Here is a 16,621-nt window from a genome sequence, read left to right as displayed (position 1 = left end):
AAGACGGTAGTCGCGCTACCGTTGAAGTGCGAACGCCGCGGCATGGAACCCGAGGCATCGACCTGGGCGGAAATGAGGTTTTCGGCCGCCTCGATCTGGACTGACCTTCAGGGTGCGACGAAGGAGTGCCCGCAGGGAAGGAAGATCGAGGTTACGAGGCCGAAAACCAGCGGCACCAGCCGCCGAGAACACAGACAGGTAGGAACGTGATGCGGACTCTGGCGGTCGTTGGCGGCGGCGCCGTCGGACTTGCCGTCGCATGGCGGGCTGCCGAGGCAGGCTGGACCGTCACGGTCCATGACCCCGAACCTGCGCGCGGTGCCTCCTACGTGGCCGGTGGCATGCTCGCGCCGCTCTCGGAAGGCTGGCCCGGCGAGGATCGCGTGCTCGCTTTCGGAGCGGCCGCGCTGGCGGAGTGGTCCGCCTTCGCGGACAGCCTGCGCGGAATTTCGGGCGAGTCGATGTTCGTGGCCGATGAGACGCTCACCGTCGCGCTCGACGGCGCCGACGCCATCGACCTGCGCACCGTCTCGGACTGGCTGGCCGGTTTCGGCCACGACCTGCGAGTGCTCGACCGTGCGGGAGTCCGCGCACTGGAACCCGCGCTCGCGCGCACCGTCCGCGCCGGCCTGCACGCGAAAACCGAACCCGCCATCGACAACCGGCGGGTACTGCGTGCTCTCCAGTCCGCCTGCACCGCGGCGGGTGTCGAGATCCGCGCCGAATCCGTTGTCGCGCTGGATGATCTACCGCATGACCGGGTCGTTCTCGCGGCGGGTGCTCGCTCCGCCGAGCTCTGGCCGGGCCTGCCGGTGCGCCCGGTGAAGGGCGAGATCCTCCGGTTGCGTCGCAGGCCCGGCGTCGGTCCGGCACCGACCAGGGTGATCCGCGCTCGGGTTCACGGCAGGCAGGTATACCTGGTTCCCCGCGAAGACGGAATCGTCGTCGGTGCAACACAATACGAAGCGGGCTTCGACACCACCGTTACCGTCGGTGGAGTCCGTGACCTGATCGCCGACGCCGAAGCCATCCTGCCCGGCATCGCCGAATACGAACTGGCCGAAGCGAATGCGGGTTCGCGGCCGGGAACCCCCGACAACCTTCCACTGCTCGGCCACCTCGACGACCGGGTCATCGCCGCCACGGGTCACGGCCGCAACGGCATGCTCACCCTGGCGCTCACCGCGGCGGTCGTGCCCGCGCTGCTCGACGGTGCGACCCCAGCGGTCGTCGAAGCCGCTTCACCCCAACGTTTTCCGGCATCCCAGATGTCATCTCTGTCGCAAGGAGGAGTTCGATGACCTCGACCATCCCGATCGGCGTCACCGTCAACGGTGTCGACCACGAGTTCCCCGAGCCGCTCAGCGTCCGCGAACTGCTGGCCAAGCTCGAATTGCCCTGCCAGGGTGTGGCATTGGCGGTCGATGGCGCGGTCTTCTCGAAATCCCGCTGGGACGAACCGGTCGGCCGCGGCTGGACCATCGAGGTGCTCACGGCGGTGCAGGGTGGCTGAGTCGCCGTTGCGCATCGCCGACAAGGAGTTCGGCTCCCGCTTGATCATGGGCACCGGCGGCGCCGAGAACCTCGCCGTCCTCGAACAGGCCCTGATCGCGTCGGGCACCGAGCTCACCACTGTCGCGATGCGCCGCGTCGACGCCGCGGGCGGCACCGGCGTCCTCGACCTGCTCAAGCGCCTCGACATCACCCTGCTGCCCAACACCGCGGGGTGTCGCACCGCCGCCGAAGCCGTGCTCACCGCCCAGCTGGCCCGCGAGGCCCTCGACACCAACTGGGTCAAGCTCGAGGTGGTCGCCGACGACCGCACCCTGCTGCCCGACCCCTTCGAACTCCTCGACGCCGCCGAAAAGCTCGTCGACGACGGTTTCGTGGTCCTCCCGTACACCACCGACGACCCCATCCTCGCCCGCCGCCTCGAAGAGGCAGGCTGCGCCGCCGTGATGCCGCTCGGCTCCCCGATCGGCACCGGTCTCGGCATCGGCAACCCCCACAACATCGAGATGATCGTCGCCGCCGCGGGCGTCCCCGTCATCCTCGACGCGGGCATCGGCACCGCGAGCGACGCCGCCCTCGCCATGGAACTCGGCTGCTCGGCAGTCCTGCTCGCCACCGCCGTGACCAGGGCGAAAGAACCCGAAATCATGGCATCGGCGATGTCGGCCGCCGTCCGGGCGGGCTATCTCGCCAGGCACGCGGGCCGTATCCCCAAGCGTTTCTGGGCTCAGGCTTCTTCCCCATCCGTCTAGGGGTCGAAGGTCATCCTCGAGGATGACCCGACTCGCTACTTCTCGGCGACGCGCGTCACGGTGGTTGTCAGGCAAGCTAGGGCCCATGATCGAGCTGAAGGGCCTGACGAAGCAATTCGGCCAGACCGTCGCGGTGCAGGACCTCACGTTCACCGTCCAGCCTGGACTGGTGACCGGGTTCCTCGGACCCAACGGTGCTGGTAAATCGACAACCATGCGGATGATCCTCGGGTTGGACAAGCCGACGGCGGGCAGTGCGCTCATCGACGGCAGGCACTACCAGGAGCTGGAGCGCCCGCTCACGCAGGTCGGCGCGCTGCTGGATGCCAAGTGGGTGCATCCGAACCGCTCGGCGCGCGCCCACCTGGAGTGGCTGGCCGCTGCCAACGACATCCCCAAGTCGCGGGTGGAAGAGGTACTGCGCCTGGTCGGCCTGTCCGAGGTGGCGGGCAAGAACGCGGGCGGTTTCTCGCTCGGCATGTCCCAGCGACTCGGCCTGGCGGGCGCGCTGCTCGGTGACCCGAAGGTGCTGCTGTTCGACGAGCCGGTCAACGGCCTCGACCCGGAGGGCATCCTGTGGATCCGCCGGTTCATGCAGCGCCTGGCCGCCGAGGGTCGCACGGTGCTCGTCTCGAGCCACCTGCTCTCGGAAATGGCCCAGACCGCCGAGCAGCTCATCGTCATCGGCCGTGGTCAGCTGATGTTCGACGGCTCCACCCAGGAGTTCATCGACCGCGCCTCCGAGCAGTCGGTGCGCGTGCGCAGCCCGCAGCTCGATCAGCTGCGCAGCCTGCTCACCTCGCACGGCATGACCGTGAAGGAAGACGGCGACGCCGCGCTGATCATCGCGGGCGTCACCTCCGACGAGGTCGGCAAGGTGGCAGGCACGAACAACGTCACGCTCTACGAGCTGGCACCGCAGTCGGCCTCGCTCGAGGAAGCGTTCATGCGGATGACCGGCGGCGCCGTGGAGTACCACGGTGAAAGCTTCGACCACCAGGTGATGGGAGGTGCGCTCTGATGGGCGTGCTCGCTGCGGAACGAATCAAACTCACCTCGACCCGGTCACCCTGGTGGTGCTCGGCGGCCGTGGTCGTGCTCGGCATCGGATTCGCCGTGCTGATGGCGCTGGTCCTCAATGCCGACACCACCGGCGATTCGGGCGAGGGCGCGCCGCCGCTCACCCCGAGCATGGCTGTCTCGGGTATCACCGGGTTCGGCGTGATGGTCTTGATGATCATGGCCGCGTTGACGGTGACCAGCGAATACCGGTTCGGTGTCATCCGCTCGAGTTTCCTGGCGGTTCCGAACCGGTCCAAGGTCATCCTGTCCAAGGTCGCACTGGTCGGTGCCTACTCGGCCGTGCTCACCGGTGTCCTCGGACTGATCGCGTTCGTCGTGGCGAAGGCGATCAGCGGTGATCGGGCGCCGGGCCTGGTGCTCGACGGCAACTGGCGGGCGATCTACGGCCTGCCGATCTACGCCGTCCTGTGCGTGGTGCTCGCCGTCGCGGTCGGTGTGCTGGTGCGTCAGTCGGCCGCCGCGATCTCGCTGCTGATCCTGTGGCCGCTGCTGATCGAGACCCTCCTCGGCGCGTTCGGCAGCTTCGGCCGCACCGTCACCCCCTTCCTGCCCTTCGCGAACGTGAACCGCTTCCTGAGCGACCGACCCGTGGCAGGCGACTGGCACTGGGGCGTGTGGGGCAGTCTGATCTACTTCGCCGTCTTCGTGGCGGTCGTGTTCGCCGGGTCGCTCGTGCTGGTCAACCGCCGAGACGCCTGACAAACCAGCCCGGGCCGCCCTCGTAATGGCCCGGGCCGCGAGGGCCGCGACCTTGTCGGGAGGTCGTGCGACCCGACCTTCGGGCCTCCGCTGCCCGGTGGCTCGAAGGTAGGACCGCCGGTCCGCTGCACACAAGCAGCGGACCGGCGGTCGTCGTCCGGTGATATAACCTTTTGGCGTGAGTGAAACGCCTTCTGGCGGGGGGAGTCCGCGGCGCGACGCCGCTGCGGAGGTGTCCATTCCGCTGGAGCCGATCGTGAGTGAATCCGCCGAATCCGACCGCGGTGCGCGCGCAGGCAGAAAGCGCGCCCAGATCTCGTCGAAACTACAGGCCGCCAACCGCCGGGCCGACGTCATCGGTGCCGTGCGCAAGGCGCGTCAACAGCTGCCCGGTGACCCCGCGTTCGGCGATCCGCTCTCGGTGACGGGGCCCGGTGGTGCGCGCGCGGTGGCGAGGGCGGCGGACAAGATCGCCGGTGGCGCCCCGACCGCGGCCAGGGAAATCGGTTTCGGTGCCCTTCAGGTGTGGCAGGCCGGGCTGGAGCGGATCGGCCGTGGACGTGGCACCGAGGAGGTGACCGTCGTGTTCACCGACCTGGTCGGATTCTCGAGTTGGTCGCTGTCGGTGGGCGACGAGCGCACCCTGGAACTGCTGCGCAAGGTCGCCAAGGCCATCGAGCCGCCGATCGTCGAGCGTGGCGGTCAGGTGGTCAAGCGAATGGGCGACGGGCTGATGGCGGTGTTCTCCTCGCCCGATCGCGCCGTGCGCGCCGCGCTGGCGGCTCGCCGCAATCTCGCCCAGGTCGAGATCGGCGGCTACACCCCACGCATGCGGGTCGGCCTGCACACCGGTTCGCCCCGCGAGATCGGTGGCGACTGGCTCGGCGTCGACGTCAATATCGCCGCCAGGATGATGGAGGCAGGCGGCAACGGCAACACGATGCTGTCCAGCACCACCCTGGCCGCGCTGCGCCCGGAAACCCTCGACGAGCTGGGCGTGACCGCCAAGCCGTACAAGCGCAACTTCTGGGCCGCACCGCTCACCGGCGTCCCGGAAGACGTCAGGATCTTCAAGCTACACACGGCGAGCTGAGCGTTTTTCCAGCCGATCCTGTTCCTTCCAGTACGCGCGGAAGGCCTGCTGGGTCGGGGTCGGCCTGGTGGTCAGCGCCTGCCAGTTCGTCGAGCGCACGAAGTCGATTCCCAGCAGCACCGGCAGGATGAACGCGTGGAAGAAGATCAGGTAGTCGCCACCTTCGAACACGAACGCCAGGTACCCCGCGTAGCCGAGGAACGCGATGCCGAACACCGCGTTGAGCCCGCGCGAGAGCTCGCTGCGGCCGTTGTCGATGTTGGCCATGATGATCATCGCGAGGCCGCTGACTGCGAGCAGGCCGACATACCAAGTGAACATGTCGGCAAGCCAACAGCTTTCGTCTTGCCCTGATCTTGCGAAAGTCTTGCTACTCCAACCAGAGCACGGCGCCCAGGCCCGCGAGTACGGCGGCGACGATCAGGCCGATCGCCATCGCGCGATTGTTCTTCCAGGTCGTGTACGCGCCGCCGAGCAGGAATCCGGCGAGGGCGAAGAGGAGGACGGACAGCATGGACTCCATCTTGCCTGGTCGATTGCGCAGGATTAACAAGCACGCATGCTTGCTTTTTTTCTGAACCGCTGCGATCCTGGGTGCCATGAGTGCTCTCTCCGCTGACCCGGACCTGATCCGAATCGGGAATTGTTCCGGGTTCTACGGTGACCGGCTCAGCGCTATGCGCGAGATGCTGGAGGGCGGGCAGCTCGACGTGCTGACCGGCGACTATCTCGCTGAGCTCACCATGCTGATCCTCGGTCGCGACCGGATGAAGGACCCCAGTCTCGGCTACGCCAAGACGTTCGTGCGCCAGATCGAGGATTGTCTGGCCCTCGCGCTCGAGCGGAACGTGCAGATCGTCACCAACGCCGGCGGGCTCAATCCGGCCGGGCTGGCCGAGCGACTGCGCAAAGTCGCCGCCGACCTCGGGCTGGACGCCAAGATCGCGCATGTCGAGGGCGACGATCTGGTCTCGCGCGCCGCCGAGCTCGACCTGGGTCAGCCGCTCACGGCCAATGCCTACCTCGGCGCGTGGGGCATCGTCGAATGCCTGAACTCCGGCGCCGACATCGTCGTCACCGGCCGCGTCACCGACGCCTCGGTGATCGTCGGCCCGGCCGCGGCCCACTTCGGCTGGGGCCGAACCGATTACGACGCACTGGCCGGTGCCGTGGTGGCCGGGCACGTGATCGAATGCAGCACCCAGGCCACCGGCGGCAACTTCGCCTTCTTCACCGAACTCGGTGACATCGGCCGCCCCGGCTTCCCGATCGCCGAGATCCGTCGCGACGGATCCTGCGTGATCACCAAGCACGACGGCACTGGCGGCGCGGTCACCGTCGACACCGTCGAAGCCCAGCTCATGTACGAGATCCAGAGCGCGCGCTACGCCGGACCCGACGTCACCACCCGCCTGGACAGCATCGCGCTGAGCCAGGAGGGCAAGGATCGCGTGCTGATCAGCGGCGTGACCGGTGAAGCCCCGCCGCCGCAGCTCAAGGTCTCGCTCAACACCCTCGGCGGCTTCCGCAACGAGATGTCGTTCATCCTCACCGGCCTCGATATCGAAGCCAAAGCCGAACTGGCGCGACGACAGCTGGAATCCTGGCTGCCGGACAAGCCCGCCGAGCTCACCTGGACATTGGCCCGCCTCGACCGCCCCGACGCCGAAACCGAGGAGCAGGCCAGCGCGATGCTGCGCTGTGTGGTGCGCGATGCGGACCCGAACAAGGTCGGCCGCGGGTTCTCCAGTGTCGCGGTGGAATTGGCGCTGGCCAGCTACCCAGGTGCCAGCTTCACCGCGCTGCCCGGAAACGGTTCGCCCTACGGTGTCTTCACCCCCGGCTTCGTCGACGCACACGAGGTGCCGCACGTCGCGGTGCTGGCCGACGGCACCCGAGTCGATATCGCCCCCGCCACGGAAACCCTTGTTCTCGAACCTGTTTCCGAACCCGAGCTGCCCGCTCCGCTACCGCCCTCCGAGACCGGTCGGGTGCCGCTGGGCACGATCGCCCTCGCCCGCAGCGGCGACAAGGGCGGTGACGCCAATATCGGCGTGTGGGTGCGCACCGACGACCAGTGGCGCTGGCTCGTACACACCCTCACCGTCGAAAAGCTGCAGGAGCTACTCCCCGAGACGGCCGAACTGACCGTCACCCGCCACGTGCTGCCCAACCTGCGCGCGGTCAACTTCATCATTTCCGGCCTGCTCGGCAAGGGCGTCGCCTACCAGGCGCGTTTCGACCCGCAGGCCAAGGGGCTCGGCGAATGGCTGCGCTCTCGCCACATCGATCTGCCGACGGAGCTGCTCGCATGACGTCTGTTTGGGAAACGCCGGAACGAAAAGAGCTGCGCGCCACCGTGCGTGGGTTCGTCGAGCGGGACATCCTGCCCGACCTCGATTCCTGGGAGCGCGCGGGCGAGTTGCCGCGCGAGCTGCACAAGAAGGCAGGCGAACTCGGCCTGCTCGGCATCGAGTACCCGGAATCGGCGGGCGGCGAGGGCGGCGACGCCATCGACTCGGTGATCGTCGGGGAGGAGTTCCATGTCGCCGGTGCGTCCGGTGGATTGTGGGCCTCGCTGCTGACCTGCGGAATCGCCTTGCCGCACATGATCGCCTCGGGCAACCAGGCCCAGATCGATCAGTGGGCCAAGCCGACGCTGGCCGGTGACCTGATCGGCTCGCTGGCCATCACCGAGCCCGGCGGTGGTTCCGATGTCGGCCACCTCACCACCACCGCCGTGCGCGACGGCGAGGACTTCGTCATCAACGGCGCAAAGACCTTCATCACCTCGGGGTGCCGCGCCGACTTCGTCGTCACCGCGGTGCGCACGGGCGGCCCTGGTGCGGCGGGTGTTTCGCTGATCCTGGTGCCGAAGGGCACGCCCGGTTTCACCGTCAGCCGCAAGCTGGAGAAGATGGGCTGGCTGGCCTCCGATACCGCCGAGCTGTCGTATGTGGACGTGCGGGTGCCCGCGACGAATCTGGTCGGTGCCGAGAACAGTGGTTTCGCGCAGATCGCCGCCGCGTTCGTCAGCGAGCGGGTCGGCCTCGCGGTGCAGGCGTATTCGCTGGCTCAGCGCGCGCTCGATCTCACCGTGCAGTGGTGCCGCGATCGCGAGACCTTCGGCCGCCCGCTCATCAGCCGCCAGAAGGTGCAGATGACGCTGACCGATATGGCTCAGCGCGTGGATATTTCGCGCACCTACACGCGCGCGCTGGTCGAGCGCTACGCGGCCGGCGACCAGAACCTGATCGCTCAGGTCTGCTTCGCCAAGAACAATGCCGTCGAGACCGCCGAATGGGTGGCCAATCAGGCCGTGCAGCTGCACGGCGGAATGGGCTACATGCGCGAGGCCGAGGTCGAGCGCATCTACCGCGATGTGCGCATCATCGGCATCGGCGGCGGCACCAACGAGATCCTGACCATGCTGGCGTCGAAAGTATTGGGGTACCAGTCGTGACGACCTTCCGTTCCATCATCGATACCGCCTCGCCCGAGTACACCGCGGCTGCCGAGGCCATGTCGACCAAGCTCACCGAGGTCGAGGCGGAGTTCGCCAAGGCCATCGCCGGTGGCGGCCCCGAGAAGGTGGCCCGGCACCACAAGCGCGGCAAGCTGACCGCCCGTGAGCGCATCGAACTGCTGCTCGACGAGGACTCGCCGTTCCTCGAACTGTGCCCACTCGCCGCCTGGGGCAGTGACTTCCACGTCGGCGCGTCGACGATCGCCGGTATCGGCCTCGTCGAGGGTGTCGAGTGCATGATCGTGGCGCCCGACCCGACGGTGCGCGGCGGCACGTCGAACCCGTGGACGCTGCGCAAGACCTTGCGCATCAACGACATCGTCCGGGAGAACCGTCTGCCGGTGATCTCCCTGGTCGAGTCCGGCGGTGCGGACCTGCCGACGCAGAAGGAAGTGTTCATCCCGGGTGGCGCGATGTTCCGCGACCTCACCCAGGCATCGGCGGCCGGAATCCCTACCATCTCCTTGGTTTTCGGCAACTCCACCGCGGGTGGCGCCTACATTCCCGGCATGTCCGACTACGTGGTGATGGTCAAGGAAGCCGCGAAGGTATTCCTCGCCGGGCCGCCCCTGGTGAAGATGGCCACCGGTGAGGATTCCGACGACGAAACCCTCGGCGGAGCCGAAATGCATGCCCGCACTTCGGGTCTGGCCGACTACATGGCCGCCGACGAGCAGGACGCGATCCGCCTGGGCCGCAATATCGTTCGTCGCCTGAACTGGAAGAAGCAGGGCCCCGAGCCGCGCGCCGAGGTCATCTCGCCGATCTACGATCCCGAGGAACTGCTCGGCATCGTGCCATCGGACCTCAAGATCCCGTTCGATCCCCGCGAGGTCATCGCCCGCGTGGTCGACGGCTCCGACTTCGACGAGTTCAAGCCGCTCTACGGTTCGAGCCTGGTCACCGGCTGGGCCGAGATCAACGGCTACCCGATCGGTATTCTCGCCAACGCGCGCGGTGTGCTGTTCTCCGAGGAATCGCAGAAGGCCACCCAGTTCATCCAGCTGGCCAACAAGAAGAACACCCCACTGTTGTTCCTGCACAACACCACCGGCTACATGGTCGGCAAGGAGTACGAGCACGGCGGCATCATCAAGCACGGCGCGATGATGATCAACGCGGTCGCCAACTCCACGGTGCCGCACATCTCGCTGCTGGTCGGCGCCTCCTACGGCGCCGGGCATTACGGCATGTGCGGGCGCGCGTTCAACCCACGTTTCCTGTTCGCCTGGCCGAGTGCGAAATCCGCCGTCATGGGTGGGGCGCAGCTGGGCGGCGTGCTCACCATCGTGCAGCGCGGCGCGGCCGAGTCCAAGGGCCTGCCGTTCGACGAGGAAGCCGCCGCCGGTCTCGCCGCGATGGTCGAGGCGCAGATCGAAGCCGAGGCCATGCCGATGTTCCTGTCGGGCAGGCTTTTCGACGACGGCATCATCGACCCCCGCGACACCCGCACCGTGCTGGGAATGGCTCTGTCGGCCATTCACACAGCCCCGATCAAGGGCGCCGAGGGCTTCGGCGTCTTCCGAATGTGAGGCGCGACATGGCGATTACAAACGTTCTGGTTGCCAACCGTGGTGAGATCGCGCGCCGCGTGTTCGCCACCTGCCGTCGGATGGGGATCGGCACCACCGCGGTCTATTCCGACGCCGATGCCGCGTCGCCGCACGTGTCCGAGGCCGACGCCGCCGTCCGGCTGCCCGGCAATACCCCCGCCGAGACCTACCTGCGCGGTGAGCTGATCATCGAGGCCGCGCTCTCGGCCGGTGCCGATGCGATCCACCCCGGCTACGGATTCCTCTCCGAGAACGCCGAATTCGCGCGGTCGGTGCTCGACGCGGGTCTGGTGTGGATCGGTCCGCCGGTCGCGGCGATCGAGCAGATGGGCTCCAAGGTCGAGTCCAAGAAGATGATGGATGCCGCCGGTGTCCCCGTCCTCGCCGAGCTCGACCCGGCCGAGGTCACCGACGCGCACCTGCCCGTGCTGATCAAGGCGTCCGCCGGTGGTGGTGGTCGTGGCATGCGCGTGGTGCGCGACCTCGCCGAGTTGCGCGACCAGATCGCCGCCGCCCAGCGCGAGGCCGAGTCGGCCTTCGGGGATCCGACGGTGTTCTGCGAGCGCTACCTCGAGACCGGCCGTCACATCGAAGTCCAGGTCATGTCGGACACTTTCGGCAAGACCTGGGCTGTTGGTGAGCGTGAGTGCTCGATTCAGCGTCGTCACCAGAAGGTCGTCGAGGAAGCGCCCTCACCGTTGGTCGAGAAGATAGACGGCATGCGTGATCGGCTGTTCGAGGCGGCGCGTCTGGCCGCTGAGGCGATCGGATACGAGGGTGCGGGCACCGTCGAGTTCCTGGCCGACGAGAAGGGTGACTTCTTCTTCCTGGAGATGAATACCCGTCTGCAGGTGGAACATCCGGTCACCGAGCAGACCACCGGCCTGGACCTGGTCCGCCTGCAGTTGCAGGTGGCTTCGGGCCTGCCGCTGCCCGCCATCCAGCCCGCGCAGCGCGGTCACTCGATCGAGGTCCGGCTCTACGCCGAGGATCCCTCGCACGACTGGCAGCCGCAGAGCGGCCCGGTGCACAAGATCGAGATCCCTTTCACCGCCGGGGAATTCACCGTACTCGACCAGCCCGGCGTGCGGCTCGACACCGGTGTGGTGGACAACTCGGTGGTCGGCGTGCACTACGACCCGATGCTGGCCAAGGTGATCTCCTACGCCGAAACCCGCGCGGAGGCAGCGCATCTGCTCGCCACCGCGCTTCAGCGTGCCAAGATCCACGGCCTGGTCACCAATCGCGATCTGCTCGTGCGCGTGCTGCGTCACCCGGCCTTCCTCGCCGGTGATACCGACACCGCCTTCTTCGCCACCCATGATCTGGCCGTGCTCTCGGCGCCGCTGGCGTCGGAGGCCGACGAGGCGCTCTCGGTCGTGGCTGCGGCACTAGCCGATTCGGCGGCCAACCGCGGCACCTCGCGCCTGGCCGGACTCACCCCGAGCGGCTGGCGCAACCTGGCTTCGCTGCCACAGACCAAGTCCTACGAGAGCCGCACCACCGGCACGCACGAGGTGCGTTACCGCTTCACCCGCACCGGTGTCGCGGTCGAGGGCCACGACGGCCTCGAGCTGATCTCGGTCGCTCCCGATCGCGTCGTTCTCGGTGTTCCTGGCGAACGTGGCCAGGTGCGTAGGCAATTCGAGATCGCCCGCTACGACGACCTCGTCGCGATCGACTCCCCGCTCGGCCCGGTGGCCGTGCGCAGGTTGCCGCGCTTCACCGACCCGTCCGAGCAGGTCGCGGCCGGGTCGCTGCTGGCGCCGATGCCGGGCAGCGTGATCCGCCTCGGTGCCGCCGAGGGCGACCACGTCAAGCAGGGGCAGCCCATTCTGTGGCTCGAGGCGATGAAGATGGAACACACCATCGCGGCGCCGGCCACCGGCATTCTCAGTGCACTCAACGTGACCGTCGGCCAGCAGGTCGAGGTCGGAACCGTCCTCGCCGTCGTCGAGGAAGAAGAGCAGGAGCAGGCATGAGCTTCATCGAGACCGAAGAACAGAAGGCGCTGCGCGCGGCGGTCGCCGCGCTGGCGAGCAAGTACAACTACCGCGACTACGTGCTGCCGCTCTCGCGCAAGAACGAGCCGCTCACCGAGCTGTGGGACGAGGCGGGCAAGCTCGGCTTCCTCGGCGTGAACCTGCCAGAGGAGTACGGCGGCGGTGGCGCAGGCATGTACGAGCTGGCGCTGGTGCAGGAGGAGCTGGCGGCGCAGGGCGCCGGGCTGCTGCTGATGGTCGTCTCCCCGGCTATCTGCGGCACCATCATCACCAAGTACGGCACCGACGCGCAGAAGCAGACCTGGCTGACCAAGCTGGCCGACGGCTCGTCGAAGATGGTCTTCGCGATCACCGAACCCGACGCGGGCTCCAACTCACACCAGATCACCACCACCGCCCGCCGCGACGGCGGCGACTGGATCCTCAACGGCCGCAAGATCTTCATCTCCGGTGTCGATCAGGCCGAGGCCATCCTGGTGGTCTCGCGCACCGAGGACCACAAGACCGGCAAGCTCAAGCCCGCGCTGTTCATCGTGCCGGTGGACGCGCCCGGCCTGGTCAAGAACGTCCAGGAAATGGATGTCATCGAGCCGGACAACCAGTTCACGTTGTTCCTCGACGACGTGCGCCTGCCCGCCGACGCCCTCGTCGGTTCGGAGGACGCGGCCATCGCCCAGCTGTTCGCCGGACTGAATCCCGAGCGCATCATGGGCGCGGCCATGGCGGTCGGCCTCGGCCGCTACGCCATCGACCGGGCCGTGGAGTACGCCAAGGAGCGCACCGTCTGGAAGACCGCGATCGGTGCGCACCAGGGCATTTCGCATCCCCTGGCCCAGGTCAAGATCGAGCTGGAACTGGCCAAGCTGATGATGCAGAAGGCCGCGACGCTCTACGACACCGGCGATGAGTTCGGCGCCGCCGAGGCGGCCAACATGGCCAAGTACGCGGCCGCGGAAGCCAGCATCAAGGCGCTGGACCAGTCGATTCAGACCCACGGCGGTTCGGGCCTGACCCGCGAGGTGGGGCTGGCGGCCATGCTGCAGGCCGCGCGTATCTCGCGCATCGCGCCGGTCAGCCGCGAGATGATCCTGAACTTCGTCGCCCAGCATTCGCTCGGCCTGCCGCGCTCGTACTGAATCATTGGCGCGCGGGCGCGCTGGGTTCTCGGCCTGTTCCCTCGATCTTCCCTCCCGCCGGGCACTCCTTCGTCGCACCCTCTGGTCAGTCCAGATCGAGGCGGCCGAGAACCCGGGCGCTGCGCGCCGACAACACTTTCACCGTTAGGAGATGCGATGAGCGAAGTCGCCGAAACACCGTTCGTCCGCTACGAGGTCGTCGACGGGTTCGCCACGCTGACCTTCGATTCGCCGCACAACCGGAATGCGCTCTCGTCCAAGCTCGTTCGCGAGCTGCTCGCCGGATTCGATGCCGCGGCAACCGATCCCGCCGTGCGCGGCATAGTGCTGGCCCACACCGGTGACACCTTCTGCGCGGGCGCTGACCTCAAGGAGGCGAGCAACGCCGATCCCGCCGTGGCCGCCGACGAGCGCACCCGCGTGATGATCGACGTGCTGCGCGGCATCCTCGCCTCGCCCAAGCCGGTGATCGCGCAGATCGACGGCAATGTCCGCGCCGGTGGCATGGGCATCATCGGCGCCTGCGATCTCGTCGTCGCCGGACCGGGCAGCAGTTTCGCGCTCACCGAGGTGCGCATCGGGATGGCACCGTTCATGATCTCGCTCACCCTGGTGCCGCGGCTGGACCAGCGGGCCGCGAGCCGCTACTTCCTGACCGGGGAGAAGTTCGACGCCGCGACCGCGCGGGAGATCGGGCTGGTCACCGTGGCCGCGCAGGATGCCGCCGCCGAGGTGAAACGCCTGTCCGGGGAGCTGCGTAAGGGTTCACCGCAGGGTCTGGCCGAGTCCAAGAAACTGGTCAACGCGGCCCTGCTGGCGACCTTCGACGCCGAGGCCGAAGCGCTGGCCAAGCGGTCGGCGAGCTTCTTCGGCACCCCCGAAGTGATCGAGGGCATGACGGCCTTCTTCCAGAAGCGCCCGCCCAGCTGGGCACAATAGTCCGATGGCGACACCCCACGAACCCAAGCAGGACCGCAGCCGGGCCACCCGGCAGCGGCTGCTAGAGGCGACCATCGACTGCCTGGCCGAAACCGGCTGGGCGGCCGCCACCGTGTCGGTGGTCGCCGAACGGGCCGGGGTGTCGCGCGGCGCGGCCCAGCACCATTTCCCCACCCGTGAGGACCTGATCACCGCGGCACTCGAGTTCATGTTCGAGTTCCGGATGGACCAGGCCAAGGCCGAAGCCGAGACGGTGAACGCGGTCGCCCAGGGCGAAGGCCGTACGCGCGCAGTCGTTTCCGCGCTCGTCGAGTCCTACACGACCCCGTTCTTCAAGGCCGCCCTACAGGTCTGGACCCACGCCGCCGCCGATCCGGCCTTGCGCGAACGGATCCTTCCCCTCGAAGCCCGCTTCGGCCGGATCTCCCACCGCCGCGCGGTCGAAGCCCTCGGCGTCGACGATTCCGACCCGGTAGCCCACCACCTCGTCCAAGCCACTCTCGATCTGGCCCGCGGTCTGGGCCTCGCCGACGTCCTCACCGACGACTCCGCGCGCCGCAAACTGATCGTCGACCAGTGGGCCGCCACCCTCCACACGGCACTGAATATCGCCCACTGAACCCTTGTGACCAGCATCTTCCCGGGTATATAGTTCGGCCATGGGGGAATATATATCGAGGGAATGTGTGATGACCAAGCGACTGATCGAGATCGACGACGAGCTACTCGAGTCCGCGCAGGACGCGCTCGGGACCGCCGGCGTCTCCGATACAGTTCGCGCCGCGTTGAACTCGGCAGTGGTGGCGCATGCGCGCGCCAGCGAAGTCGAATGGTTGGTCAACGGCGGCATGGCCGAGATGGCCGACAAGGATCGGCGCGACGACGTATGGCGATAACGGCGCGCTATCTCATCGACACCAGCGCGGCGGCTCGGATGCGTCATCCGGACGTGGCGGCCGCACTCGGGCCGCTGCTCGAGGCCGGATTGATCGCCACGTGCGCACCGCTCGATTCCGAGGCGCTCTACAGCGCCCGAAGCCCCGCGGAATACGAACAGATTCGTTTCCGCCGCAGGGCAGCCTATGAGTATCTGCCCACCAATGACGAACACTGGCACAGTGCCTTCACGATCCAACGCGAACTCGCGCGGTCGGGCCGCCACCGGGCGGTCGGCATTCACGATCTGCTCGCCGCTGTGATCGCGGTCGAACACCGACTTGTCCTTTTCCACTACGACTCCGATTTCGAAACGGTCGCATCGGTGGTGGACCTCGACCATCGCTGGATCGCACCTCGGGGGAGTCTCGAGACGTCTTGACCAGGTGATGTCACACTCCGGTCGGCTGCTTCGTCGACTCTGTGAACGCGTAAGAAGCGACGGAGGAGTGGATCATGGCGGAGCAGAAGAAGATCGCGGTGGCCGGGGCGACCGGGCGGTTGGGTCGGCATGTGGTGGATGTGCTGGTCGAGCGTGGGCATGAGGTCGTTGCCTTCTCGCGGGCCAACGGTGTCGACATCGAGACCGGTGTGGGGCTCGACGAGGCTTTGACCGGGGTCGACATCGTGATCGACGCGTCGAGTACGCCCTCGGCTGATCAGCAGGTGGCTACCGAGTTCTTCACCGCAGCCGCGCGGAACCTGCACGCGGCGGGGGAGCGGGCCGGGGTCGAGCGGCTCGTCGTGGTGTCCATCATCGGGATCGACGGTTCGCTCGCCGGGTACAACGCCGCCAAGCTCGCCCACGAGCAGGAGCTGCTCAAAGGCGTGCTGCCGGTGCAGATTCTGCGTGCGGCGCAGTTCCACGAGCTCGTCGAGGTCATGGTGGAGTGGGGCACTCAGGGCGCCGTCGCGTACGTCCAGGGCATGCGCACCCAGCTGGTCGCCGCCCGAACTGTCGCCGAGGCGCTGGTAGATCTTGCCGCGAATCCGATTCCCGCCGAAGATATTCCGTTCCCCGAGATCGCGGGCCCGCAGCCGGAGACGATGGCCGCCGCGGCCACCGCCCTGGTCACGGCTCGCGGCGATGCCCTGCGGATCATCGAAACCTCCGACTCCGCCAACCCCGACCGCGAGCAATTCGAAAACGGCACTCTCCTTCCGTCCCCGCACGCCACCCTGGCCGGTCCGTCCTTCGCTGAGTGGGTCGTCGCCACGGTGCCCGCCGCCCGCTGACGCGGCTTATCTGGGTGGATCCTGCGAAGGCCACCGCGCCCGCTCTTCGACGCGGCCGACGTCGGGCCGAGCAGCGGCGGTGGTGACTGGATGGTGAGCGACATATGGGCGGCCACACGAAGGGGCCGGGGCCCGGCGGATCGGGGTGATCCC

At 67.7% G+C, this 16,621-nt stretch carries 18 protein-coding genes; 16 read left to right on the top strand and 2 right to left on the bottom strand.

Going from position 1 to position 16,621, the window contains the following annotated elements:
• Window positions 1–209: 209 nt before the first annotated feature.
• The 6 genes from thiO to ACFWPK_RS32400 all read left to right on the top strand — a co-directional run bounded on the left by thiO (window position 210) and on the right by ACFWPK_RS32400 (window position 5,139).
• On the top strand, window positions 210–1,301 hold the full coding sequence (gene thiO, locus ACFWPK_RS32425; protein ID WP_378922317.1) for a glycine oxidase ThiO: 1,092 nt from the start codon (window positions 210–212) through the stop codon (window positions 1,299–1,301).
• A complete protein-coding gene (gene thiS / locus ACFWPK_RS32420; protein WP_358104244.1) occupies window positions 1,298–1,513 on the top strand; it encodes a sulfur carrier protein ThiS in 216 nt (71 codons plus the stop codon). The genes thiO and thiS overlap by 4 nt, the downstream gene beginning before the upstream one ends.
• The gene (locus ACFWPK_RS32415) at window positions 1,506–2,264 is read left to right on the top strand and encodes a thiazole synthase (protein WP_378922316.1); all 759 of its coding nucleotides are present in this window, start codon (window positions 1,506–1,508) and stop codon (window positions 2,262–2,264) included. Before thiS ends, ACFWPK_RS32415 begins: the two co-directional genes overlap by 8 nt.
• 85 nt (window positions 2,265–2,349) lie before the next feature.
• Window positions 2,350–3,285 carry an ABC transporter ATP-binding protein gene (locus ACFWPK_RS32410; protein ID WP_378922314.1) on the top strand — a complete coding sequence of 312 codons (936 nt, stop codon included), beginning with the start codon at window positions 2,350–2,352 and terminating at the stop codon, window positions 3,283–3,285.
• The gene (locus ACFWPK_RS32405; RefSeq protein ID WP_378922312.1) at window positions 3,285–4,046 is read left to right on the top strand and encodes an ABC transporter permease; all 762 of its coding nucleotides are present in this window, start codon (window positions 3,285–3,287) and stop codon (window positions 4,044–4,046) included. Before ACFWPK_RS32410 ends, ACFWPK_RS32405 begins: the two co-directional genes overlap by 1 nt.
• 256 nt (window positions 4,047–4,302) lie before the next feature.
• On the top strand, window positions 4,303–5,139 hold the full coding sequence (locus ACFWPK_RS32400) for an adenylate/guanylate cyclase domain-containing protein (protein WP_378922310.1): 837 nt from the start codon (window positions 4,303–4,305) through the stop codon (window positions 5,137–5,139).
• On the opposite strand, the gene ACFWPK_RS32395 is transcribed toward ACFWPK_RS32400, so the two are convergent.
• Together ACFWPK_RS32395 and ACFWPK_RS32390 are read right to left on the bottom strand one after the other, a co-directional pair.
• Window positions 5,122–5,460, bottom strand: a complete 339-nt coding sequence (locus tag ACFWPK_RS32395) for a hypothetical protein (RefSeq protein WP_378922308.1) — start codon at window positions 5,458–5,460, stop codon at window positions 5,122–5,124. The genes ACFWPK_RS32400 and ACFWPK_RS32395 overlap by 18 nt on opposite strands.
• A gap of 49 nt (window positions 5,461–5,509) precedes the next feature.
• A complete protein-coding gene (locus tag ACFWPK_RS32390) occupies window positions 5,510–5,653 on the bottom strand; it encodes a hypothetical protein (RefSeq protein WP_378922306.1) in 144 nt (47 codons plus the stop codon).
• 85 nt (window positions 5,654–5,738) lie between these two features.
• Here ACFWPK_RS32390 and ACFWPK_RS32385 point away from each other — a divergent pair, with 85 nt between their 5' ends.
• From ACFWPK_RS32385 to ACFWPK_RS32340, 10 genes are all read left to right on the top strand, one after another.
• Window positions 5,739–7,454 carry an acyclic terpene utilization AtuA family protein gene (locus ACFWPK_RS32385; RefSeq protein ID WP_378922304.1) on the top strand — a complete coding sequence of 572 codons (1,716 nt, stop codon included), beginning with the start codon at window positions 5,739–5,741 and terminating at the stop codon, window positions 7,452–7,454.
• Window positions 7,451–8,602 (top strand): acyl-CoA dehydrogenase family protein, encoded by a 1,152-nt coding sequence (locus ACFWPK_RS32380; RefSeq protein WP_378922302.1) that lies wholly within the window; start codon window positions 7,451–7,453, stop codon window positions 8,600–8,602. The genes ACFWPK_RS32385 and ACFWPK_RS32380 overlap by 4 nt, the downstream gene beginning before the upstream one ends.
• Window positions 8,599–10,197 carry an acyl-CoA carboxylase subunit beta gene (locus ACFWPK_RS32375; RefSeq protein WP_378922301.1) on the top strand — a complete coding sequence of 533 codons (1,599 nt, stop codon included), beginning with the start codon at window positions 8,599–8,601 and terminating at the stop codon, window positions 10,195–10,197. The genes ACFWPK_RS32380 and ACFWPK_RS32375 overlap by 4 nt, the downstream gene beginning before the upstream one ends.
• An 8-nt stretch (window positions 10,198–10,205) precedes the next feature.
• Complete coding sequence (locus tag ACFWPK_RS32370; protein ID WP_378922299.1) at window positions 10,206–12,200, top strand: acetyl/propionyl/methylcrotonyl-CoA carboxylase subunit alpha; 1,995 nt, start codon at window positions 10,206–10,208, stop codon at window positions 12,198–12,200.
• Window positions 12,197–13,357 carry an acyl-CoA dehydrogenase family protein gene (locus tag ACFWPK_RS32365; protein WP_378922297.1) on the top strand — a complete coding sequence of 387 codons (1,161 nt, stop codon included), beginning with the start codon at window positions 12,197–12,199 and terminating at the stop codon, window positions 13,355–13,357. Before ACFWPK_RS32370 ends, ACFWPK_RS32365 begins: the two co-directional genes overlap by 4 nt.
• Before the next feature lie 156 nt (window positions 13,358–13,513).
• Complete coding sequence (locus ACFWPK_RS32360) at window positions 13,514–14,296, top strand: enoyl-CoA hydratase family protein (RefSeq protein ID WP_378922295.1); 783 nt, start codon at window positions 13,514–13,516, stop codon at window positions 14,294–14,296.
• Window positions 14,297–14,300: 4 nt separating this feature from the next.
• Window positions 14,301–14,915 carry a TetR/AcrR family transcriptional regulator gene (locus tag ACFWPK_RS32355; protein ID WP_378922293.1) on the top strand — a complete coding sequence of 205 codons (615 nt, stop codon included), beginning with the start codon at window positions 14,301–14,303 and terminating at the stop codon, window positions 14,913–14,915.
• Window positions 14,916–14,985: 70 nt separating this feature from the next.
• Window positions 14,986–15,192, top strand: coding sequence for a hypothetical protein (locus tag ACFWPK_RS32350; protein ID WP_056814932.1), 207 nt, complete (start codon window positions 14,986–14,988; stop codon window positions 15,190–15,192).
• Window positions 15,183–15,614 carry a PIN domain-containing protein gene (locus ACFWPK_RS32345; RefSeq protein ID WP_378922291.1) on the top strand — a complete coding sequence of 144 codons (432 nt, stop codon included), beginning with the start codon at window positions 15,183–15,185 and terminating at the stop codon, window positions 15,612–15,614. The genes ACFWPK_RS32350 and ACFWPK_RS32345 overlap by 10 nt, the downstream gene beginning before the upstream one ends.
• A gap of 74 nt (window positions 15,615–15,688) precedes the next feature.
• Window positions 15,689–16,468 (top strand): SDR family oxidoreductase, encoded by a 780-nt coding sequence (locus ACFWPK_RS32340; RefSeq protein WP_378922289.1) that lies wholly within the window; start codon window positions 15,689–15,691, stop codon window positions 16,466–16,468.
• The last annotated feature ends 153 nt before the right edge of the window (window positions 16,469–16,621 follow it).

The sequence above is a fragment of the Nocardia sp. NPDC058519 genome (genome assembly GCF_042719755.1).
GTDB lineage: Bacteria > Actinomycetota > Actinomycetes > Mycobacteriales > Mycobacteriaceae > Nocardia.
This window is presented reverse-complemented; position numbering and strand designations above follow the sequence as displayed.

Coding starts and splice junctions, on each gene's coding strand:
- thiO (WP_378922317.1), top strand. CDS start 210: ATGCGGACTCTGGCGGTCGTTGGCGGCGGCGCCGTCGGACTTGCCGTC.
- thiS (WP_358104244.1), top strand. CDS start 1,298: ATGACCTCGACCATCCCGATCGGCGTCACCGTCAACGGTGTCGACCAC.
- ACFWPK_RS32410 (WP_378922314.1), top strand. CDS start 2,350: ATGATCGAGCTGAAGGGCCTGACGAAGCAATTCGGCCAGACCGTCGCG.
- ACFWPK_RS32405 (WP_378922312.1), top strand. CDS start 3,285: ATGGGCGTGCTCGCTGCGGAACGAATCAAACTCACCTCGACCCGGTCA.
- ACFWPK_RS32395 (WP_378922308.1), bottom strand. CDS start 5,460: ATGTTCACTTGGTATGTCGGCCTGCTCGCAGTCAGCGGCCTCGCGATG.
- ACFWPK_RS32390 (WP_378922306.1), bottom strand. CDS start 5,653: ATGCTGTCCGTCCTCCTCTTCGCCCTCGCCGGATTCCTGCTCGGCGGC.
- ACFWPK_RS32385 (WP_378922304.1), top strand. CDS start 5,739: ATGAGTGCTCTCTCCGCTGACCCGGACCTGATCCGAATCGGGAATTGT.
- ACFWPK_RS32380 (WP_378922302.1), top strand. CDS start 7,451: ATGACGTCTGTTTGGGAAACGCCGGAACGAAAAGAGCTGCGCGCCACC.
- ACFWPK_RS32370 (WP_378922299.1), top strand. CDS start 10,206: ATGGCGATTACAAACGTTCTGGTTGCCAACCGTGGTGAGATCGCGCGC.
- ACFWPK_RS32365 (WP_378922297.1), top strand. CDS start 12,197: ATGAGCTTCATCGAGACCGAAGAACAGAAGGCGCTGCGCGCGGCGGTC.
- ACFWPK_RS32360 (WP_378922295.1), top strand. CDS start 13,514: ATGAGCGAAGTCGCCGAAACACCGTTCGTCCGCTACGAGGTCGTCGAC.
- ACFWPK_RS32355 (WP_378922293.1), top strand. CDS start 14,301: ATGGCGACACCCCACGAACCCAAGCAGGACCGCAGCCGGGCCACCCGG.
- ACFWPK_RS32350 (WP_056814932.1), top strand. CDS start 14,986: ATGACCAAGCGACTGATCGAGATCGACGACGAGCTACTCGAGTCCGCG.
- ACFWPK_RS32345 (WP_378922291.1), top strand. CDS start 15,183: ATGGCGATAACGGCGCGCTATCTCATCGACACCAGCGCGGCGGCTCGG.
- ACFWPK_RS32340 (WP_378922289.1), top strand. CDS start 15,689: ATGGCGGAGCAGAAGAAGATCGCGGTGGCCGGGGCGACCGGGCGGTTG.